Source organism: Demequina aestuarii, from assembly GCF_000975095.1.
Classification (GTDB): Bacteria; Actinomycetota; Actinomycetes; order Actinomycetales; family Demequinaceae; genus Demequina; species Demequina aestuarii.
The window spans coordinates 203508-218697 of the sequence record NZ_BBRD01000001.1; the positions used below are offsets into that span (position 1 = coordinate 203508).

The following is a 15190-nucleotide window of genomic DNA, read 5'->3' on the forward strand; positions in this document are numbered from 1 at the left end:
GACCGGGTCCTTGCGCCCGCTACGGTAGTGCCCATGACGGCACGCATCGGCATCCTCGTCTTCGACGGCTTTGACATCATCGACGCGGGCGGTCCGTACGAGGTCTTCCTCACGGCCTCCCGTCTCGCTGAGCGGGACGGCCTGGAGCCGGCGTTCACCGTCGAGCTCGTGAGCCCTGGCGGGCGCGACGTGGTCGCATACGGCGGGATGACGCTCACCGCCTTGAGCGACGCTGACGAGGCGCGTGACTACGACGTGGTCGTGGTCCCCGGCACGATCGACATCGACTCGGCGCTCGGCGAGACACGCCTCGGGTCGTCACTGCGGACGCTGGTCAGCGAGGCGGCGCTCACGACCTCGGTGTGCACCGGTGCGTTCTTGCTGGCCCACCACGGATTCCTCGACGGGGTGCCAGCGACCACGCACTGGGAGGACGTCGACGCGCTGCGCGCCGCGGGAGTGGCCGATGCGCGCGATGGCGTGCGCTGGGTGGACGACGGCGGCGTCGTCACGAGTGGCGGTCTCACGTCCGGAATGCACATGGCGCTGCACATCGTGGCGCGCCTGCTTGGAGAGCCGATGGCCCACCGCACCGCCCGCCAACTCGACATGGACTGGAGCGCCGACGCGGCCCGCTAGTCGTCGACGATGATCTCGCCGAGGTCGTCGTCACCGTCTGCACCCTCGTAAGAGATGGTGACCGCGATTGATCCCACCAGGTATCGGTCGCCCACGGACTTTGCGGTCAGAGTGTGGAGCCCGGGCCTCAACTCGCCCACCTCGTCGAAGTCCTTGGCGTCGACGCCAAGGCTGTTGGCGAAGTCCGAGCCGTGAGCCGTCGAGTCCGCCGCGTTGGCAGACCAGGCAGCCCTGAGCGACTCGGTCGCTGTGACGCGTTCGACGCCGTTCCAGCGCACAGGCGTCAACGGATCGCCGTCGAGCTCGAGGGTGTCGCCGCTGAGTGCGCGGTCCGCCTCCCACGTGACCCAGTCGACGTTCACGTCCGCGTCGACATTGGTGGCGAACACGAACTCAGGGGAGGAGTTTCCCGAGACCCACTCGCGGCCCGCGAAGAGGGCGATCCGGGAGTCAGGGAGGTCGGCATGGCGATAGACCACCGAGAGAGCGAAGCCTGCGTAGTAGGTCCGGTCGTTGTCGAGCCGCGTGGCCGCAGTGGCGATGTCTGCGACTGCCCAGGAGCCAGCGCCATGCTCGGCTACCAGGTCCGTGACGTCGGCCCGTGACTGGTAATAGTGACGGCGGTCAGGGAGCGGCGACGATCCGTCCATGACCTCGTCCGCTGTGATCGACGTGTAGGCATCCGTTCCGGGGGCACGCAGACGAGCCTGTGCGAGATCCGTGGTCCACGCGTCGCCGGCCGCCCGGTTGGCTGACCACTCGAGACTGGCGTACACAACCTCGGCCTCGGCCGGAATGTCGAGCAACGTGGTCGCAGAGACGGTCTCACCGTCAGCGCGGTTCAGGTTCTCCATCACGAAGGAGTTGTTGTTGGAGTTGCCGCCCGTGGGGTTGGCCGAGTTGGCGAACATCGCCTGCCGGCACGAGGCGCTCTCCAGGTTGCAGCCCAGCAGTGGGGAGCCCACCGTGGCAACCGCGAGACCGCCGTCACCCGTGAAGATCGGATCCAGATCCTCCTCGGACTCGGCGATCGCGGTCTCGACCTCATACGAGTACTCGTGCGTGCCGCCGGACACGTGGAAGCGCGTCTTCGATCCAGGTGCGAGCGGGCCTTCGGGGAGGGCAAGGGGCAAGGTCAAGGAGGCGTCCTCGTTCGGCCCGAGGTCGTCGTGCACACAGGTCGCGATCGCACGATCGTTGTCGACGTCGCACTCCCAGCCAGCGTTCGAGAGCACCGAAGACTCGGCGAACGCGAGCAGCGCCTCGATCCGCTGCGCGCTATTGAGCGCCATCCCGCTGTCGCCCCCCGGCGGTGACGCGAAAGCCAGGCCAGTCGGGAGCTGAATGGTCGCCTCGAGATCAGTCGCGGAGCCGGCTCCGGTGTTTGACACGGTCATCGACACCTGAGGAGACGAACGAGTGATCTCCAGGTAGTCGAGCGCTCCCGCCGAGAGCCTCAGGTTGGCGGGCACCACCGTGGGGTCCGTGGGGTCCCTGGGATCCGTGGGATCGGTCGGATCAGTGGGGTCCGGGTCGGTCGGATCCTTGGGCCCCTCGCTATCTCCCCCGGAGCCTCCCGTGCCATTGCCTCCGCCCGAGCCACCAGTGGCTCCGCCTGTCTCGCCGCCTGTCTCGCCGCCGGCCGAGTCGGAGTCGCCTGGAAGCTCGCGCCCCGTGAGCTCCCCGCTGGAGCCGCCATCCATCCCCGAGGTGCCGTCGACGACGATCGGAAGGGCCTCCGTCGAGGGCGCTGGCGACGGCGTGGCGCTGGTTTCCGGGGAGGGCTCCGGCGACAGGGACGGGCCCGAGCTGGGCTCTGTGGCTGGTGACGGTGACGACGACGGCGAGGCCCCCGGGGCCACGGGGCCCTCCGCGCGGTCGAGTCCGTCTCCGGGCGTCAGCCACCCCACGATGCTGGCACCGCTGATCGCGAGCGCTGTGGCAGCGACGACCGCCGCAGCGGGAAGCGCAAGGTGCGAGACGACGCCGATGAGGCCGGCGATTCCGCCCGCGCTGGCGGCAGCGCCACCCGCGCTTGCGGCACCCGTTCCCGCGGCGCCTGCGCCACCCGCACCGCTTGCGCCCACCGCCGCAGCGCCTTGAGGCCCCAGCGCGCCGCCGATGGGCATGCCGCCGTCAAGTGCTCCCGCACCGAGGACGCCCATGAACAGCGGTGCGATGATTCCCCGCATTCCGCGGTTCACGTCTTCGAGTTCGGCGACCAGTGCGGCGCAGCGCTCGCAGTTGCGCACATGGATGTCGACGCGCGAGTGCTCACGCTTGGAGAGGCCGCCGCGCACGTAGGCGCCCAGCTGCGTGTTGGCCTCGAGGCAGTCTGCGGACTCCGAGCTGTTCAGGTGCTGCTGGAGATAGGCCTGTCGCAGCGCCTCCCGCGCGCGGTACGCGAGCGCCGCCACGCCGTTCGCGCTGAGCCCGAGCAGCGGGGCGATCTCCTTGGGGTTCTTCTTCTCGACTTCGGTGTACCAGAGCACCGCCTGCCAGCGTTCGGGCAGGGACTTGAACGCATCGGCCACCATGCCGTGCTCAAAGCCGTCCAGCGCGGGCTCATCGGACGAGGGCCCGTACCCGATGGCGGACTCGTAGGGCGACATGTCATCGCGGGGCTTGGTGCGGATGCCCTTGTCGATGATGTCCATGCCGGTGCGCCGCACGATGGTGAAGAGGTAGGCGCGGAAGGCAAGGTCCGGGCCGTCGCCTCGCTGCAGGGCGCGCAGCACCCGTGAGAACGCCTCCGACACGACATCGTCGACGTCGCTCGGGGAGTTCGTATATTGATACGCGACCTTCCGAGCCGCGTCCGCATGCCGCTCGTAGAGCACGCCAAAGGCCGCCGAGTCGCCGGCACGCACGCCGGCGATCAGCTCGGGATCGCTGGACGTTTCCGTCCACAGCGCGATCGCCTCAGATGTCATCTACAGGGGCCCCTTCCACGGCAACTCCGAGGAACGTGGATCTATGTTCCCTGTAAGTAGGTGCGCAAAGCAAGAGGTGGGAAGGGCAATAGGTCACATTCGCCGCGAACGGGACGGAAGTTTCTCCAGACTTTCGCGTCATAGTGGCGCCGCACGCGCGTCTCATCCAGCATGAGCAGTGATACCCAACTCCCCGTGCCAGGTGCGCCCGCGCTCCTGCAGCGGTGGGAGAGCGCGAGCATCGACTCGGTGTGGTTGCGCCCTGGGGACTGGTACACCCCTGCGACCGAGGCGCTCGTCGAGGCCCTCGAGGCTCGTCTCGACACGGCTCCCGCTGCCTACCGACTTGGCCAGGCGCGCTCCGCCGCCGGCGTCGGCATCACCGAGGCGATCGACGACATGGCCGTGCTGTTCCGCGCCGCTGGCTTCGAGTCAGCGCCGATCCGCTCCATCCGCGCCTTGTGCGAGGGATGGACCGCAGGGACCATCCCCACCATGGACGTACCGACGATGACGGATGCGGAGTCTGGCCTGGGCACCGCTGAGTACCTCTCGCAGCGACTCGCAGAGGTGTACGGCGCCGCAGCGCGCCTCTCGCAGGCGGTGGGCGAAACCTATGCTCTCGTGATGGTCGACGTCTCCGTCGAGAGCACTGATCCGTGGCAGCGCATGGCGCGCAATGCTGCGACGGGTGCCGCTCTTCGCGGCGCCTATGGCGAGGGCCACCCGATGGCACGGCTGGGCGACGGACTCTACGCGGTGCTCGTTGAGCGCGGCGAGACGCTCGGTGCGGGCCTCGCGTCCTTGCGGGACCATCTGTCTGACCGGGCTACGGCCATGAAGGTCGACAGTCTGATGCGTCAGCCACCGCGCGTGTGGATCGAGTCTCTCCCCGGTACCCATACGTATGCATGCGAGCTCGTGGAGTCGCTGCAGCGGTAGGAACGCAACCCCGGACGAGGGTCTGGCACCGCGCTGAGGGCGGTGCCAGACCCTCTCCCCGTTTCAGGGGGAGGGTCTACGCCCGCCTGTTGTAGGCGCGGATCGCGAGCGGCGCGAACACGACGACGAGTCCCACGCACCAGGCCAGGGTCCACGCGACGTGGGTCTGCCACTCGCCCATGCCGCCCCAGAGTGCGCGCAGCGACTCGATCAAGTGCGTGAGCGGGTTGGCGTTGGAGAACGCCTCGAGCCAGCCCGGCATGGTGGACGGGTCGACGAAGGCGCTCGACGCGAATGTCAATGGGAACAGCGTCATGAACACTATTCCCTGGACCGATCTCTCCGACCGTGCGATGAGCCCCACCAGCATGGGTGCCCACGCGAGGCACAGGGCGAACAGGATCGCGAGCAGGCAGCCGGCCAGGAAGCTCACGATGTCGGTGGCGATGCGATAGCCCAACACGTAGCCGGTGCCGACCATGATCGTGATGAGCAGCACGTACCGCACCACGTCGCCGAGCGCTGCGCCGAGCAGGGGAGCGATCCGCGAGATCGGCAGGGCGCGGAACCTGTCGAAGATGCCCTTCGCCATGTCCGAGTTCAACTGGATGCCGATGCCGACGGATGCGAAGGCGATGTTCTGCCCGATGATGCCCGGGATCAGGAACACCAGGTAGTCGCTTGCGGAGCCCGCGATCGCTCCTCCGAAGATGTACGTGAACAGCAGGGTGAACATGATGGGCGACAGGGTGACGTCGATCAGGCCCTCCGGTGTTCGCCACGTCTTGACGAGCGACCGCTTGGCGAGCACCCACGAGTGCCGGAACACGTCGATGGGGCCGCGGGGGATGATGTCGACGGCACGCGTCACGCTCTCGGTGGTCATGCCGTCTCCTCGCTGCCGTGCGCCTCGCTGGGCACTCGCTGTCGCTCTCCCGTGAGGGTGAAGAACACCTCGTCGAGGCTCGGCAGCTGCAGAGACAGCTCCGTCACGGGGATGCCATCGCCACGCAGCCGTGCGACCACATCGGCCAGGGCGCCGTCGTCGACGACGGGCACCGAGTACTCACCTGGCCGGTGCTCGTCGATCGGCGCACCGTCGGCGGCGACCCCGGCCAGCAGGGCGCGCACGGCCTGGGCATCGGTGGCGTCCGCAGGTCGCACGCGGAGCGTCTGCGAGCCGACCACGCGCTTGAGGTGGTGCGCCGTGTCATGCGCGATCACCTGACCGTGGTTGATCACCACGATGTCGTCCGCCAGGGCATCGGCCTCTTCGAGATACTGGGTGGTGAGGAGCACGGACGTGCCCTGGGCCACGATGTCCCGCACCACGTCCCACATGTCCTCGCGTTTGGCGGGGTCGAGGCCCGTGGTCGGCTCGTCGAGGAACACCACCTCGGGGTGCCCGGTGAGCGACGCCGCCAGGTCCAGGCGCCGCCGCATGCCGCCGGAGTAGGTCTTGAGGGTGCGGTCGGCAGCCTCGGTGAGGTCGAACCATGACAGCAGGTCCTTCGCGCGAGCCTTGGCATCGGCACTGCGCATGTTCAGCAGCGCCGCGATCATCAGCAGATTCTCGCGACCCGTGAGCTCCTCGTCCACCGAGGCGTACTGCCCGGTGAGGCCGATGCGCTTGCGGACCTCGGCCGGCTGACGCTCGGCATCGAAGCCCGCCACTCGGGCGCTTCCACCGTCCGCGTGCAGCAGCGTCGCAAGAATGCGGACCGCGGTGGTCTTGCCGGCGCCATTGGGGCCGAGCACTCCGAGCACGGTGCCGCGCGGCACCGTGAGGTCGACGCCTCGCAGGGCCTTCGTGTCCTTGAAGCTCTTGACGAGGCCTTGGGCCTCTACTGCGTTGTCATTCGCCATGGCGACAGACTAGGTCCGTCCTGTGACAACTGCGCGGCTGTTCGCCGTGGGCGTGAGGGCCGATGCGCCGGTCAGGGAAGGGCCCACACCGCGAGCTCGAGGCCGCTGGGGTCCGTGAAGTGGAACCGGCGCCCGCCGGGGAAGTCGAACGGCTCGCGGGTGATGGCGCCACCCGCGGCACGGACCGAGCCGAGCGAGGCCTCGAGATCGCGTGAGAACATCACGACGAGCACTCCGCCGGGCTGGACGACCCCTACCTCCGACAGTCCGCCGCACTCCCGGCCGTCAGCCGCGACGATTCCGCGGTAGCCGGGGCCGTACGGCACCATCCGCCATCCGAATGCCGCCTCGTAGAAGCGTTCGGAGGCGTGGAGGTCGGTCGCGGGGATCTCGATGTAGTCGGGCGCATGGTGGGTGTGGGGGGACTCTGAATCGGCCATGGGCTCATGCTCGACCGGCGACGGTCAGCCGTCAAGGGGCCAGCCACAGAGCCGTCACGCGCGAGCGACTCAATCCTGCGCGTGGCGCGACGCAGAGCGCCACAGGACGAGCGAACGCCCCTCGTCCTTGCGGGCGCGCCTGCCGCGCTCGACGATCACCACGGAGCCGGTGGGGCCGGACGCGAAGACTCGCGATCCGGTGTCGGCGCGTGGTCGCAGCTTCTCGACCTCGGTCTCGAGCCGGTCCACGCGCTTCTGCAGCGCGAGGATGCGCTTGATGCCCTCGAGGTTGATGCCCTCGTCCTGGCTCATGCGCTGGATCTGACGCAGCGTGGCCACGTCGCGCAGGGAGTACCGCCTGCCGCCGCCGGGGCGTCGCCGCGGGATCACGAGCCCCAAGCGGTCGTACTGCCGGAGCGTCTGCGCGTGCATGCCCGCGAGCTCGGCTGCGGCCGAGATCAGGAAGACGGGCTCGTCGACATCGGGAGTGTCCACGGCGCCTCCTTCCCTGGCCGCACCTGCGGTGCGATCAATCTATCGCCGATGCGCGCATCGGCCGGTCTACTTCACCGCGTCGCGGTAGAGGTCCTTGCGCGGGTCGTCCTTGGCGGTCTCCAGTGCGAATGCCTGCAGCACCTCCTTGGCCTTGCGGGTGAGGCGGCTCGGCACCGCGACCTCGACCGTCACGAGCAGGTCGCCAGCGCCCTCCTTCGCCTGGAGCCCGCGTCCCTTGAGTCGCAGCGTCTTGCCGCTGGGGGTGCCTGCGGGAATCTTGACCTTGACGCGGCCGCCGTCCAGCGTGGGCACCTCGACCGTCGCGCCGAGCACGGCCTCGTCGTAGGTGACGGGCACGGCGATCCGCAGGTTGCGCCCGTCAGCGGAGTACACGGGGTGCTTGGCGACGCGGACCGTGAGCAGCAGATCGCCGGGCGGTCCGCCGTTCGCGCTGGGCCGGCCCTTGCCTCGCAGCCGGATCTTCTGGCCGTCGCGAACCCCCACGGGAAGTCGGGTGGTGATGTCGCCGGTCGCCGTGCGCAGCGTGATGGTCGCTCCCTCGGCGGCCTGGCGGAACGAGACCTCGGTCGCGGCCGCGATGTCCGTGCCTTTGACCGGCCCGCGCTGGAAGCCGCCGCCGAACAGGTTGCCCAACATGTCTTCGAAGCCCTGTGCGCGGTACTGCGGCCCGCCGGCGCCGGGCGCCCCCGGCCCACCGGCGCCCCCGCCGAACATGCCAGAGAAGACGTCCTCGAAGCCCGCGCCGCCCGGGCCTCCGGCCTGAAACCTCGGCCCTCCGCCGCCCATCGCCCGCACGGCGTCATACTGCTGGCGCTGCTGGGGGTCGGACAGCACGCCGTACGCTTCGCCGACCTCCTTGAAGCGCTCCTCCGACGTCGTGTCGCCGAGGTGCCGGTCCGGATGGAGGTCGCGTGCGAGCTTGCGGTACGCCTTCTTGATCTCGTCCGCGCTCGCATCTTTGGAGACGCCCAGCGCCGCGTAGAAGTCCTTGCTGAACCAGTCCTGACTCGTCACTGCCCGCCTCCTCTCGGCTCGCTTGGACCTTACTCGGGCTGCGACACGATGACGCGCGCGGGGCGCACCACTCGTTCGCCGATGCGGTGGCCCGGCTGGGCCACGTGCTGGACCGTCGGGACCTCGACGTCAGCGGAGGGCTGAGACATCAGCGCCTCGTGGAGCTGCGGGCTGAACTCCTCGCCGGCCGCGCCATACGTCGACCAGCCGAAGCGGCCGAGCGCCTCCTCGACCTTGGCGGCGATGGCCTTGAACGGCCCCTCTTCGAGGTCGCCGTGCTCACGCGCGGCCACGATGTCGTCGAGTGCAGGAATCAGCGCCTCCACCACCTTCGCGGTGGCGACGTCGCCGGCGGCTTCACGGTCGCGGTCCACGCGCTTGCGGTAGTTCACGTACTCCGCCTGGAGTCGCTGCAGGTCCGCAAGGTGCTCCGCGGCCATCTGCTGGGCGCGATCGATCGCATCGGCCGCGCCCTGCTCGTCCGCGTCGGCATCCCCATACTCGCCGTCGTTCATGCCGGCGGCCGCCTCGTTGACGATCGCCTCCGCATCGGCCAGCGGGTCGTTGTCGCCCCCCTGATCGGGCCGGGGGTTCTCGTCGGGTGTCTGGTTGTTGTCAGTCATGTGAGCCTCCGTGAGCGGCCGCGGCGGCGGGCGTGGGGCGTGCAGCCCCACGCCCGCCGGGTGGCGGTGCTACTTCTTGTCGTCTTCGTCGTCGACGATCTCGGCGTCAACGACGTCGTCGTCGGCGTCGGGCGTGGTCTCCTGGCCGTCGCCGGCCGGTGCGCCCTCGGCACCCTCGGCGCCTTCAGACTGCTGGGCGGCGTAGACCGCCTCGCCGATCTTCTGCGCCTTCTCGACGAGCACGTCGTGCTTGGCCTTGATGTCGGCCACGTCGTCGCCCTCGAGCGCCGTCTTGACGTCGGCGATCGCGGTCTTGACCTCGTCCGCGGTCTCGGCGGGAACCTTGTCCTCGTTCTCGGACAGAATCTTCTCCGTCGAGTACGCGAAGGTCTCCGCGTTGTTGCGCGTCTCGGCGTCCTCGCGGCGCTTCTTGTCCTCCTCCGCGTGCTCCTCGGCGTCCTTGACCATCTGCTCGATGTCTTCCTTGGACAGGGCCGAGCCGCCGGTCACCGTGATCGACTGCTCCTTGCCGGTGCCGCGGTCCTTGGCGCCCACGTGCACGATGCCGTTGGCGTCGATGTCGAACGTGACCTCGATCTGGGGCACGCCGCGCGGGGCCGGAGCGATGCCGCCCAGCTCGAACGTGCCGAGCATCTTGTTGTCCCGCGCGAACTGACGCTCACCCTGGTATACCTGCACCAGCACGGAAGGCTGGTTGTCCTCGGCGGTCGAGAAGACCTCCGACGACTTGGTGGGGATGGCCGTGTTGCGCTCGATGAGCGTGGTCATCACGCCGCCCTTGGTCTCGATGCCGAGGCTCAGCGGGGTGACGTCGATGAGCAGCACGTCCTTGCGCTCGCCGGAGATGACGCCGGCCTGCAGTGCGGCGCCCACGGCGACCACCTCATCGGGGTTGACGCCCTTGTTGGGCTCCTGGCCACCGGTAAGCTCCTTGACGACCTCGGTCACCGCGGGCATGCGGGTCGAGCCGCCCACGAGCACCACGTGGTCGATCTCGGACAGCTTGATGCCGGCGTCCTTGATGACCTGGTTGAAGGGTGCCTTGGTGCGCTCGAGGAGGTCCTTGGTCATCTCCTGGAACTGCGCGCGGGTGAGACGGGTGTCCAGGTGGACGGGCCCGTTCTCTCCGATCGACAGGTACTGCAGCGAGATGTTGGTGCTGGTCGCGCTCGAGAGTTCCTTCTTGGCCTGCTCGGCTGCCTCGCGCAGGCGCTGCACCGCGGACTTGTCCTTGGCCAGGTCGATGCCCTCGGAGTTCTTGACCTCCTTGATGAGGAAGTCGACGATGCGCTGGTCCCAGTCGTCGCCGCCCAGGCGGTTGTCACCGGCGGTGGAGCGCACCTGGATCGTGGAGAACTCGTCCTCGTCCTTGCCGACCTCGAGGAGGGACACGTCGAACGTGCCGCCACCCAGGTCGAAGACCAGGATGAGCTCATCCTCCTTGCCGCGGTCGAGCCCGTAGGCGAGCGCGGCGGCGGTGGGCTCGTTGACGATGCGCTGGACCTTGAGGCCCGCGATCTCGCCGGCGTCCTTGGTGGCCTGGCGCTCGGCGTCGTTGAAGTAGGCGGGGACGGTGATGACGGCCTCGGTGACCTTCTCGCCCAGGTACTCCTCGGCGTCGCGCTTGAGCTTGCCGAGAATGCGCGCGGAGATCTCCTGTGCGTTGTACTTCTTGCCGTCGATCTCGTGCGACCAGTCGGTGCCCATGTGGCGCTTCACGGACGCGATGGTGCGGTCCACGTTGGTGACGGCCTGGCGCTTGGCGATCTCGCCGACCAGCACCTCGCCCGTCTTCGAGAACGCCACCACCGACGGGGTGGTGCGTGCGCCCTCGGCGTTGGCGATGACGGTGGGCTCGCCACCCTCCAGGACGGTCACCACGGAGTTCGTGGTGCCCAGGTCGATGCCTACTGCTCGTGACATTGGTGTCCTCCTTCTTGTGCGATCGTTCCGATCGCGACGTCTGCCGGCCCGCAACTTGAGCCGCCTACGCTCAAGTATCCACGTGACGCGCGAGGTGTCAAGCCGCAGGGCTCAAAGTTGAGTCGGTGACACTCAACATTGCCGTCGGATCACCCTGTGCGCCGAGGTGCCAGGCACTGCTCGACTGGCCCGCAGGCCTGCGCGTAGCCTCCTGACCATGACGACACCCGCCGATGCGGCCGCGCACTTCGCGGCCAAGCTCGCCTTCGAGACCGATCCGTCCGATGTCCACGCCGCGCTCGAGGCGGCCGATGCGCGGCTCGTGCTGGTGGACACGCGCGACCAGGCGGCCTGGGACCAGGGGCACGCCCGTGGCGCCCACCATATTCCCAAGGCGCAGCTCGCGGCGCGCATTCCCGAGGTCGCCGCGCCCGGCAGTGAGATCGTCGTGTACTGCTGGGGGCCGGGGTGCAACGGCGCGACGCGTGCCGGACTGATGGTCGCCGGGCTCGGCTACCCCGTGAAGGAGATGATCGGCGGGTTCGAGTACTGGGCTCGCGAGGGGCTCCCGGTCGACCGGGTCATCGAGGTCGAGGGTCGGCGCGTGGAAGTGGACGCGACTCGCGCCCCCGATCCGCTCACGGCTCCGGCCGCCGTCGGTGGCCAGCGCATCGCTTGCGACTGCTGAGGCGCGTACACGGGACTCGGATCGACTGAGCGCGCTCGCCATCGCTGAGCACCCGCGGACCGCCCGAGTCGCAGATGATCCGAGTGCGGTGTTCGCTCGGGCCGGGTGCCGGGTGCCGGGTGTAGGACGGGATGGGCCGACCGGCCTACAGGAGTCGCCCATCCTCCATCTGGACCACACGGTGCGCGATGGACGCCGCCTCGTCTGGGTCATGGGTGACGAGGATTGCTGTGGTGCCGGCCGCAAGCAGGATGCTCTTGACCTCGCCCGCCAGTCGCGCCCTGAGGCTCGCGTCGAGGGACGAGAGCGGCTCGTCCAGCGCGAGCAGCCGTGGGCGTGGGGCGAGGGATCGGGCGAGGGCCACGCGCTGTCGCTGGCCTCCCGAGAGATCGGTGACTGGTCGCTCCTCGTAACCGGTGAGGCCCACCATCTCGAGCAGCCCGGCGACTCGTTCCTCACGCTCGGCGGCAGGGGTGCGCTGCATCTCGAGTCCGAACGAGACGTTGCCGGCCACCGTGCGGTGGGGGAACAGCTGGCCGTCCTGGAACACCATGCCGAACTGGCGGCGGTGCACCGGCATGGCGGTGAGGTCCTCGCCTTCCCAGTGCACGGCGCCCGATGCGGGAGGCACGGTGCCGATGATCGCGCCCAGCAATGAGGACTTGCCGCATCCGGATGGGCCGAGCAGCGCGAGGATCTCTCCGCGTTCGACCGTCAGCGACACAGAGTCGACCGCCACCACCGGCGGTCGCCCCGGGTACGTCACGGTCACGTCCCTCACGTCGAGTCCTGTCACAGGTCCGCTCCCACCTGGGTCCGCAGACCCTCCGACGCCATCATGACGGCTGCGGTCATGGCCGCGAGCACCACCGCGGCCGCGAACGCCATGCCGATGCTCTCGATCCCTGGGCGGCCCAGCAGGCGATAGATCGCCGTGGTGAGCGTGGGGTGGTCCGGGCGGGCCACGAAGGTCGTGGCACCGAACTCCCCCAGGGCGATCGCGAAGCCGAATCCTGCAGCCAGCCCGAATGGTCTTGTGAGCAGCGGCCAATCCACGGTGCGCCACACCCGCCACGGAGAGGCGCCCAGGGTCCCGGCCGCCGCCCGCATCTGCGGGGAGATTCCGCGGGAGGCGGGCACCAGGGTGCGCGCCACGAGCGGCAGGGCGACGACCGCCTGGGCGATCGGCACGAGCCACCACGAGCCGCGCAGGTCGACCCCCAGCACGGAGCGGTTCAGCGTCAGCAGCATTCCCAGGCCCACCACCACCGCACTCACGCCGAGCGGAAGCATCACCACGGAGTCGAGCAGCGTGGACCGCCCCGTGCGCCGTGTCAGGAGCGCGGCGACGATGAGTCCCAGCCCGGTGGCGATCGCCGTGGCGACAGACGCCGCCACCATGGAGTTGACGGCTGCCTGCCACATCGGCACCGGAAGCCCGCCGAGGCCCGACTCGGTCAGCAGCGCCGCGTAGTGGTCGAGTCCGTAGCCATCGGCGGTGCGCAGGGACCGCTCGACCAGCGCCCACATGGGCGTGGCGAGCACCGCCGCGAGCACCGCCAGGATCCCCGCCACCACCCAGCGGTCGCGGCCCCCCGGCGAGCGGGTGCCGTCGAGCCGGCGCGTGCCCAGCGAGCGCTCGCGGCGGCGCCTCGCCCACTCGGCGCCGCCAAGCGCGAGGGCGACGAACATGAGCTGCAGCAGCGACAGCACCGCCGCGGCGCGCAGGTCGAGGAACTGGTTCACCTGCAGGTAGATCTCGGTCTCGACGGTGCGCACGCGAGTGCCGCCGAGCACCAGCACGACCCCGAAGGAGGTGGCGCAGAACAGGAACACCACTGCCGCAGCAGAGCCGATGGCCGGGGCGAGGGCGGGCAGGGTGACGTGAGCGAACGCGCGGCGACGGTCGGCGCCCAAGGTGCGGGCCGCATCGGCCGTCGAGGGGTCCAGGCCCGCCCAGGTGCCGCCGACGACGCGGATCACCACCGCGACGTTGTAGAACACGAGGGCCGCGGCGATCGCGGTCGCCGACTGGTCGATTCCCAGCCCTCCCAGCGGTCCGGAACGCCCCAACAGCGCCGTGAAGGCGGCGGCGACCACCACGGTAGGGAGCACGAACGGCACGGCGGCCATGGCCCGCACCGCCCGCTGACCGGGCCACCGCAGCCGGTAGAGGGCGTACGCGCCCGGAAGGCCCAGCGCGAGGGACCCCGCCGTTCCGGCCGCCGCAAGTGCGAGCGTGGTGACCACCGCATCGGCCGTCCGCGATGACGCGACCACGTCGGCAAGGCCGCCCAGGTCGAAGCCGCCGTCGAACAGCCCGCGGCCCAGGACGGCGACGAGCGGCCACAGGAAGAACAGGCCGAGGAACGCGAGGGGCACCGCAGCGAGCGCCCACCACCTCAGCGAGTGGTGGAGCCGGGCGGCCCTCAACGCGTTCCTCGTGCCTGGGCTAGTCGATGACGATCGCGGTCCAGGCGTCGATCCAGGCGTCCCGGTTCGCCGAGATCGTCTCGGGGTCCATCGTGTGGGGGTCGTCGGCGAGAGGCGCGAACTCGGCCCACTCGGCGGGAACCTCGACCTGCGTCGACACGGGGTAGACGTACATATTCTCGGGAACGGACGCCTGGAACTCGTCCGAGAGCATCCAGTCGACAACGGCCTGGCCGCCCTCCGGGTTGGCCGCGCCCTCGAGGACGCCCGCGTACTCGACCTGACGGAAGCACGTGTCGAGCAGCGCCGCGGTGGTGGGCTCGCCGTCGATCACCTCGGACGGAGGTGAGGACGCGTAGCTCAGCACCACCGGGTAGTCGCCTCCATAGTTGGGAGCGGAGAAGTCGACGAAGTAGGTGTCGGACCAGGACGACGTCACCCGCAGGTCGTTGTCCGTCAGCGCGCGCCAGTAGTCCTCCCAGCCGTCCTCGCCGAACTCGGAGACCGTCGCGAGCAGGAACGCCAAGCCGGGCGACGAGGTCGCGGGGTTCGTGACCGACATGACGCCGTTGTACTGCGGGTCGGCGAGGAACCCGAGTCCCGCGGGGACCTCGAGGCCCGACTCCTCGAACCAGCCGATGTCGTAGTTGAGGCAGACATCGGAGTAGTCGATCGCGGTGAGCGCCTGCGAGCCTGCGACCGCGTACTCGGAGGCGTCCGAGGCCGCCGGGGCGCCGGACTCGTAGTCGGCGAACACACCCTCGTCGATCGCTCGCGACGCAAAGGTGTTGTCGACCCCGAACACGACGTCTCCCAGCGGCGCGTCCTTGGTGAGGATCAGCTGGTTGACGAGCACGCCGGCGTCGCCGGGCTGCACGAACGTGACCTCGAGACCGGACTCCTCCTCGAACGCGGCCAAGACGTCGTCTGGAACCGCGAAGCTGTCGTGCGTCACGACGGTGACGGCCGAGGCATCGGCGGAGGGCGACTCGGAGCTGCTGGAGGAATCGGTGGGGGCATCGCTGGGCTGCCCGGTCGGCTCGGCGGCGTCGCCGTCATCGGACGAGCACGCCGCAAGGGCGAGGGTGGACGTGGCGACCGCCAGGATGGCGGTGGTGCGCAGTGCACGCATCTGTGGAACCTCCCACACGT

At 69.5% G+C, this 15190-nt stretch carries 14 protein-coding genes; 3 read left to right on the top strand and 11 right to left on the bottom strand.

Going from position 1 to position 15190, the window contains the following annotated elements:
* Nucleotides 1–33 precede the first annotated feature (33 nt).
* On the top strand, nucleotides 34–639 hold the full coding sequence (locus AOP72_RS00980) for a DJ-1/PfpI family protein (protein ID WP_062131135.1): 606 nt from the start codon (nucleotides 34–36) through the stop codon (nucleotides 637–639).
* On the opposite strand, the gene AOP72_RS00985 is transcribed toward AOP72_RS00980, so the two are convergent.
* Nucleotides 636–3572 carry a sigma-70 family RNA polymerase sigma factor gene (locus AOP72_RS00985; protein ID WP_062131138.1) on the bottom strand — a complete coding sequence of 979 codons (2937 nt, stop codon included), beginning with the start codon at nucleotides 3570–3572 and terminating at the stop codon, nucleotides 636–638. The two genes, AOP72_RS00980 and AOP72_RS00985, sit on opposite strands and share 4 nt — an antisense overlap.
* A gap of 171 nt (nucleotides 3573–3743) precedes the next feature.
* Between AOP72_RS00985 and AOP72_RS00990 the strand changes: the two genes are divergently transcribed.
* A complete protein-coding gene (locus tag AOP72_RS00990) occupies nucleotides 3744–4514 on the top strand; it encodes a hypothetical protein (RefSeq protein WP_152650201.1) in 771 nt (256 codons plus the stop codon).
* Nucleotides 4515–4590: 76 nt separating this feature from the next.
* Here the strand turns inward: AOP72_RS00990 and AOP72_RS00995 are convergent, their stop codons facing one another.
* The 7 genes from AOP72_RS00995 to dnaK all read right to left on the bottom strand — a co-directional run bounded on the left by AOP72_RS00995 (nucleotide 4591) and on the right by dnaK (nucleotide 10917).
* A complete protein-coding gene (locus AOP72_RS00995) occupies nucleotides 4591–5400 on the bottom strand; it encodes an ABC transporter permease (RefSeq protein ID WP_062131143.1) in 810 nt (269 codons plus the stop codon).
* A complete protein-coding gene (locus tag AOP72_RS01000) occupies nucleotides 5397–6380 on the bottom strand; it encodes an ATP-binding cassette domain-containing protein (RefSeq protein ID WP_062131146.1) in 984 nt (327 codons plus the stop codon). The genes AOP72_RS00995 and AOP72_RS01000 overlap by 4 nt, the downstream gene beginning before the upstream one ends.
* A 71-nt stretch (nucleotides 6381–6451) precedes the next feature.
* On the bottom strand, nucleotides 6452–6820 hold the full coding sequence (locus AOP72_RS01005; protein WP_062131149.1) for a VOC family protein: 369 nt from the start codon (nucleotides 6818–6820) through the stop codon (nucleotides 6452–6454).
* Nucleotides 6821–6889: 69 nt separating this feature from the next.
* A complete protein-coding gene (locus tag AOP72_RS01010) occupies nucleotides 6890–7315 on the bottom strand; it encodes a heat shock protein transcriptional repressor HspR (RefSeq protein ID WP_062131152.1) in 426 nt (141 codons plus the stop codon).
* A gap of 66 nt (nucleotides 7316–7381) precedes the next feature.
* On the bottom strand, nucleotides 7382–8350 hold the full coding sequence (locus AOP72_RS01015) for a DnaJ C-terminal domain-containing protein (RefSeq protein WP_062131155.1): 969 nt from the start codon (nucleotides 8348–8350) through the stop codon (nucleotides 7382–7384).
* A gap of 29 nt (nucleotides 8351–8379) precedes the next feature.
* Nucleotides 8380–8973 carry a nucleotide exchange factor GrpE gene (locus tag AOP72_RS01020; RefSeq protein ID WP_062131158.1) on the bottom strand — a complete coding sequence of 198 codons (594 nt, stop codon included), beginning with the start codon at nucleotides 8971–8973 and terminating at the stop codon, nucleotides 8380–8382.
* Nucleotides 8974–9042: 69 nt separating this feature from the next.
* Complete coding sequence (dnaK, locus tag AOP72_RS01025; RefSeq protein WP_062131161.1) at nucleotides 9043–10917, bottom strand: molecular chaperone DnaK; 1875 nt, start codon at nucleotides 10915–10917, stop codon at nucleotides 9043–9045.
* Between the two features lie 217 nt (nucleotides 10918–11134).
* Between dnaK and AOP72_RS01030 the strand changes: the two genes are divergently transcribed.
* Nucleotides 11135–11605: a rhodanese-like domain-containing protein gene (locus AOP72_RS01030; RefSeq protein ID WP_062131164.1), complete on the top strand. Its 471-nt coding sequence runs from the start codon at nucleotides 11135–11137 to the stop codon at nucleotides 11603–11605.
* A 145-nt stretch (nucleotides 11606–11750) separates the two neighbouring features.
* Here AOP72_RS01030 and AOP72_RS01035 read toward each other — a convergent pair whose 3' ends face one another.
* The 3 genes from AOP72_RS01035 to AOP72_RS01045 are packed head-to-tail and all read right to left on the bottom strand — an operon-like array spanning nucleotide 11751 to nucleotide 15170.
* Nucleotides 11751–12401 (bottom strand): ABC transporter ATP-binding protein, encoded by a 651-nt coding sequence (locus AOP72_RS01035; RefSeq protein ID WP_062131167.1) that lies wholly within the window; start codon nucleotides 12399–12401, stop codon nucleotides 11751–11753.
* Nucleotides 12398–14038 carry an ABC transporter permease gene (locus tag AOP72_RS01040; protein WP_062131170.1) on the bottom strand — a complete coding sequence of 547 codons (1641 nt, stop codon included), beginning with the start codon at nucleotides 14036–14038 and terminating at the stop codon, nucleotides 12398–12400. Before AOP72_RS01040 ends, AOP72_RS01035 begins: the two co-directional genes overlap by 4 nt.
* Before the next feature lie 19 nt (nucleotides 14039–14057).
* Nucleotides 14058–15170, bottom strand: coding sequence for a thiamine ABC transporter substrate-binding protein (locus AOP72_RS01045; protein WP_062136624.1), 1113 nt, complete (start codon nucleotides 15168–15170; stop codon nucleotides 14058–14060).
* Between the last annotated feature and the right edge of the window lie 20 nt (nucleotides 15171–15190).

What these genes read in the sequence shown, in the direction of transcription:
- AOP72_RS00980 (WP_062131135.1), top strand. Translation starts at nt 34, where the DNA reads ATGACGGCACGCATCGGCATCCTCGTCTTCGACGGCTTTGACATCATC.
- AOP72_RS00985 (WP_062131138.1), bottom strand. Translation starts at nt 3,572, where the DNA reads ATGACATCTGAGGCGATCGCGCTGTGGACGGAAACGTCCAGCGATCCC.
- AOP72_RS00990 (WP_152650201.1), top strand. Translation starts at nt 3,744, where the DNA reads ATGAGCAGTGATACCCAACTCCCCGTGCCAGGTGCGCCCGCGCTCCTG.
- AOP72_RS00995 (WP_062131143.1), bottom strand. Translation starts at nt 5,400, where the DNA reads ATGACCACCGAGAGCGTGACGCGTGCCGTCGACATCATCCCCCGCGGC.
- AOP72_RS01000 (WP_062131146.1), bottom strand. Translation starts at nt 6,380, where the DNA reads ATGGCGAATGACAACGCAGTAGAGGCCCAAGGCCTCGTCAAGAGCTTC.
- AOP72_RS01005 (WP_062131149.1), bottom strand. Translation starts at nt 6,820, where the DNA reads ATGGCCGATTCAGAGTCCCCCCACACCCACCATGCGCCCGACTACATC.
- AOP72_RS01020 (WP_062131158.1), bottom strand. Translation starts at nt 8,973, where the DNA reads ATGACTGACAACAACCAGACACCCGACGAGAACCCCCGGCCCGATCAG.
- dnaK (WP_062131161.1), bottom strand. Translation starts at nt 10,917, where the DNA reads ATGTCACGAGCAGTAGGCATCGACCTGGGCACCACGAACTCCGTGGTG.
- AOP72_RS01030 (WP_062131164.1), top strand. Translation starts at nt 11,135, where the DNA reads ATGACGACACCCGCCGATGCGGCCGCGCACTTCGCGGCCAAGCTCGCC.
- AOP72_RS01045 (WP_062136624.1), bottom strand. Translation starts at nt 15,170, where the DNA reads ATGCGTGCACTGCGCACCACCGCCATCCTGGCGGTCGCCACGTCCACC.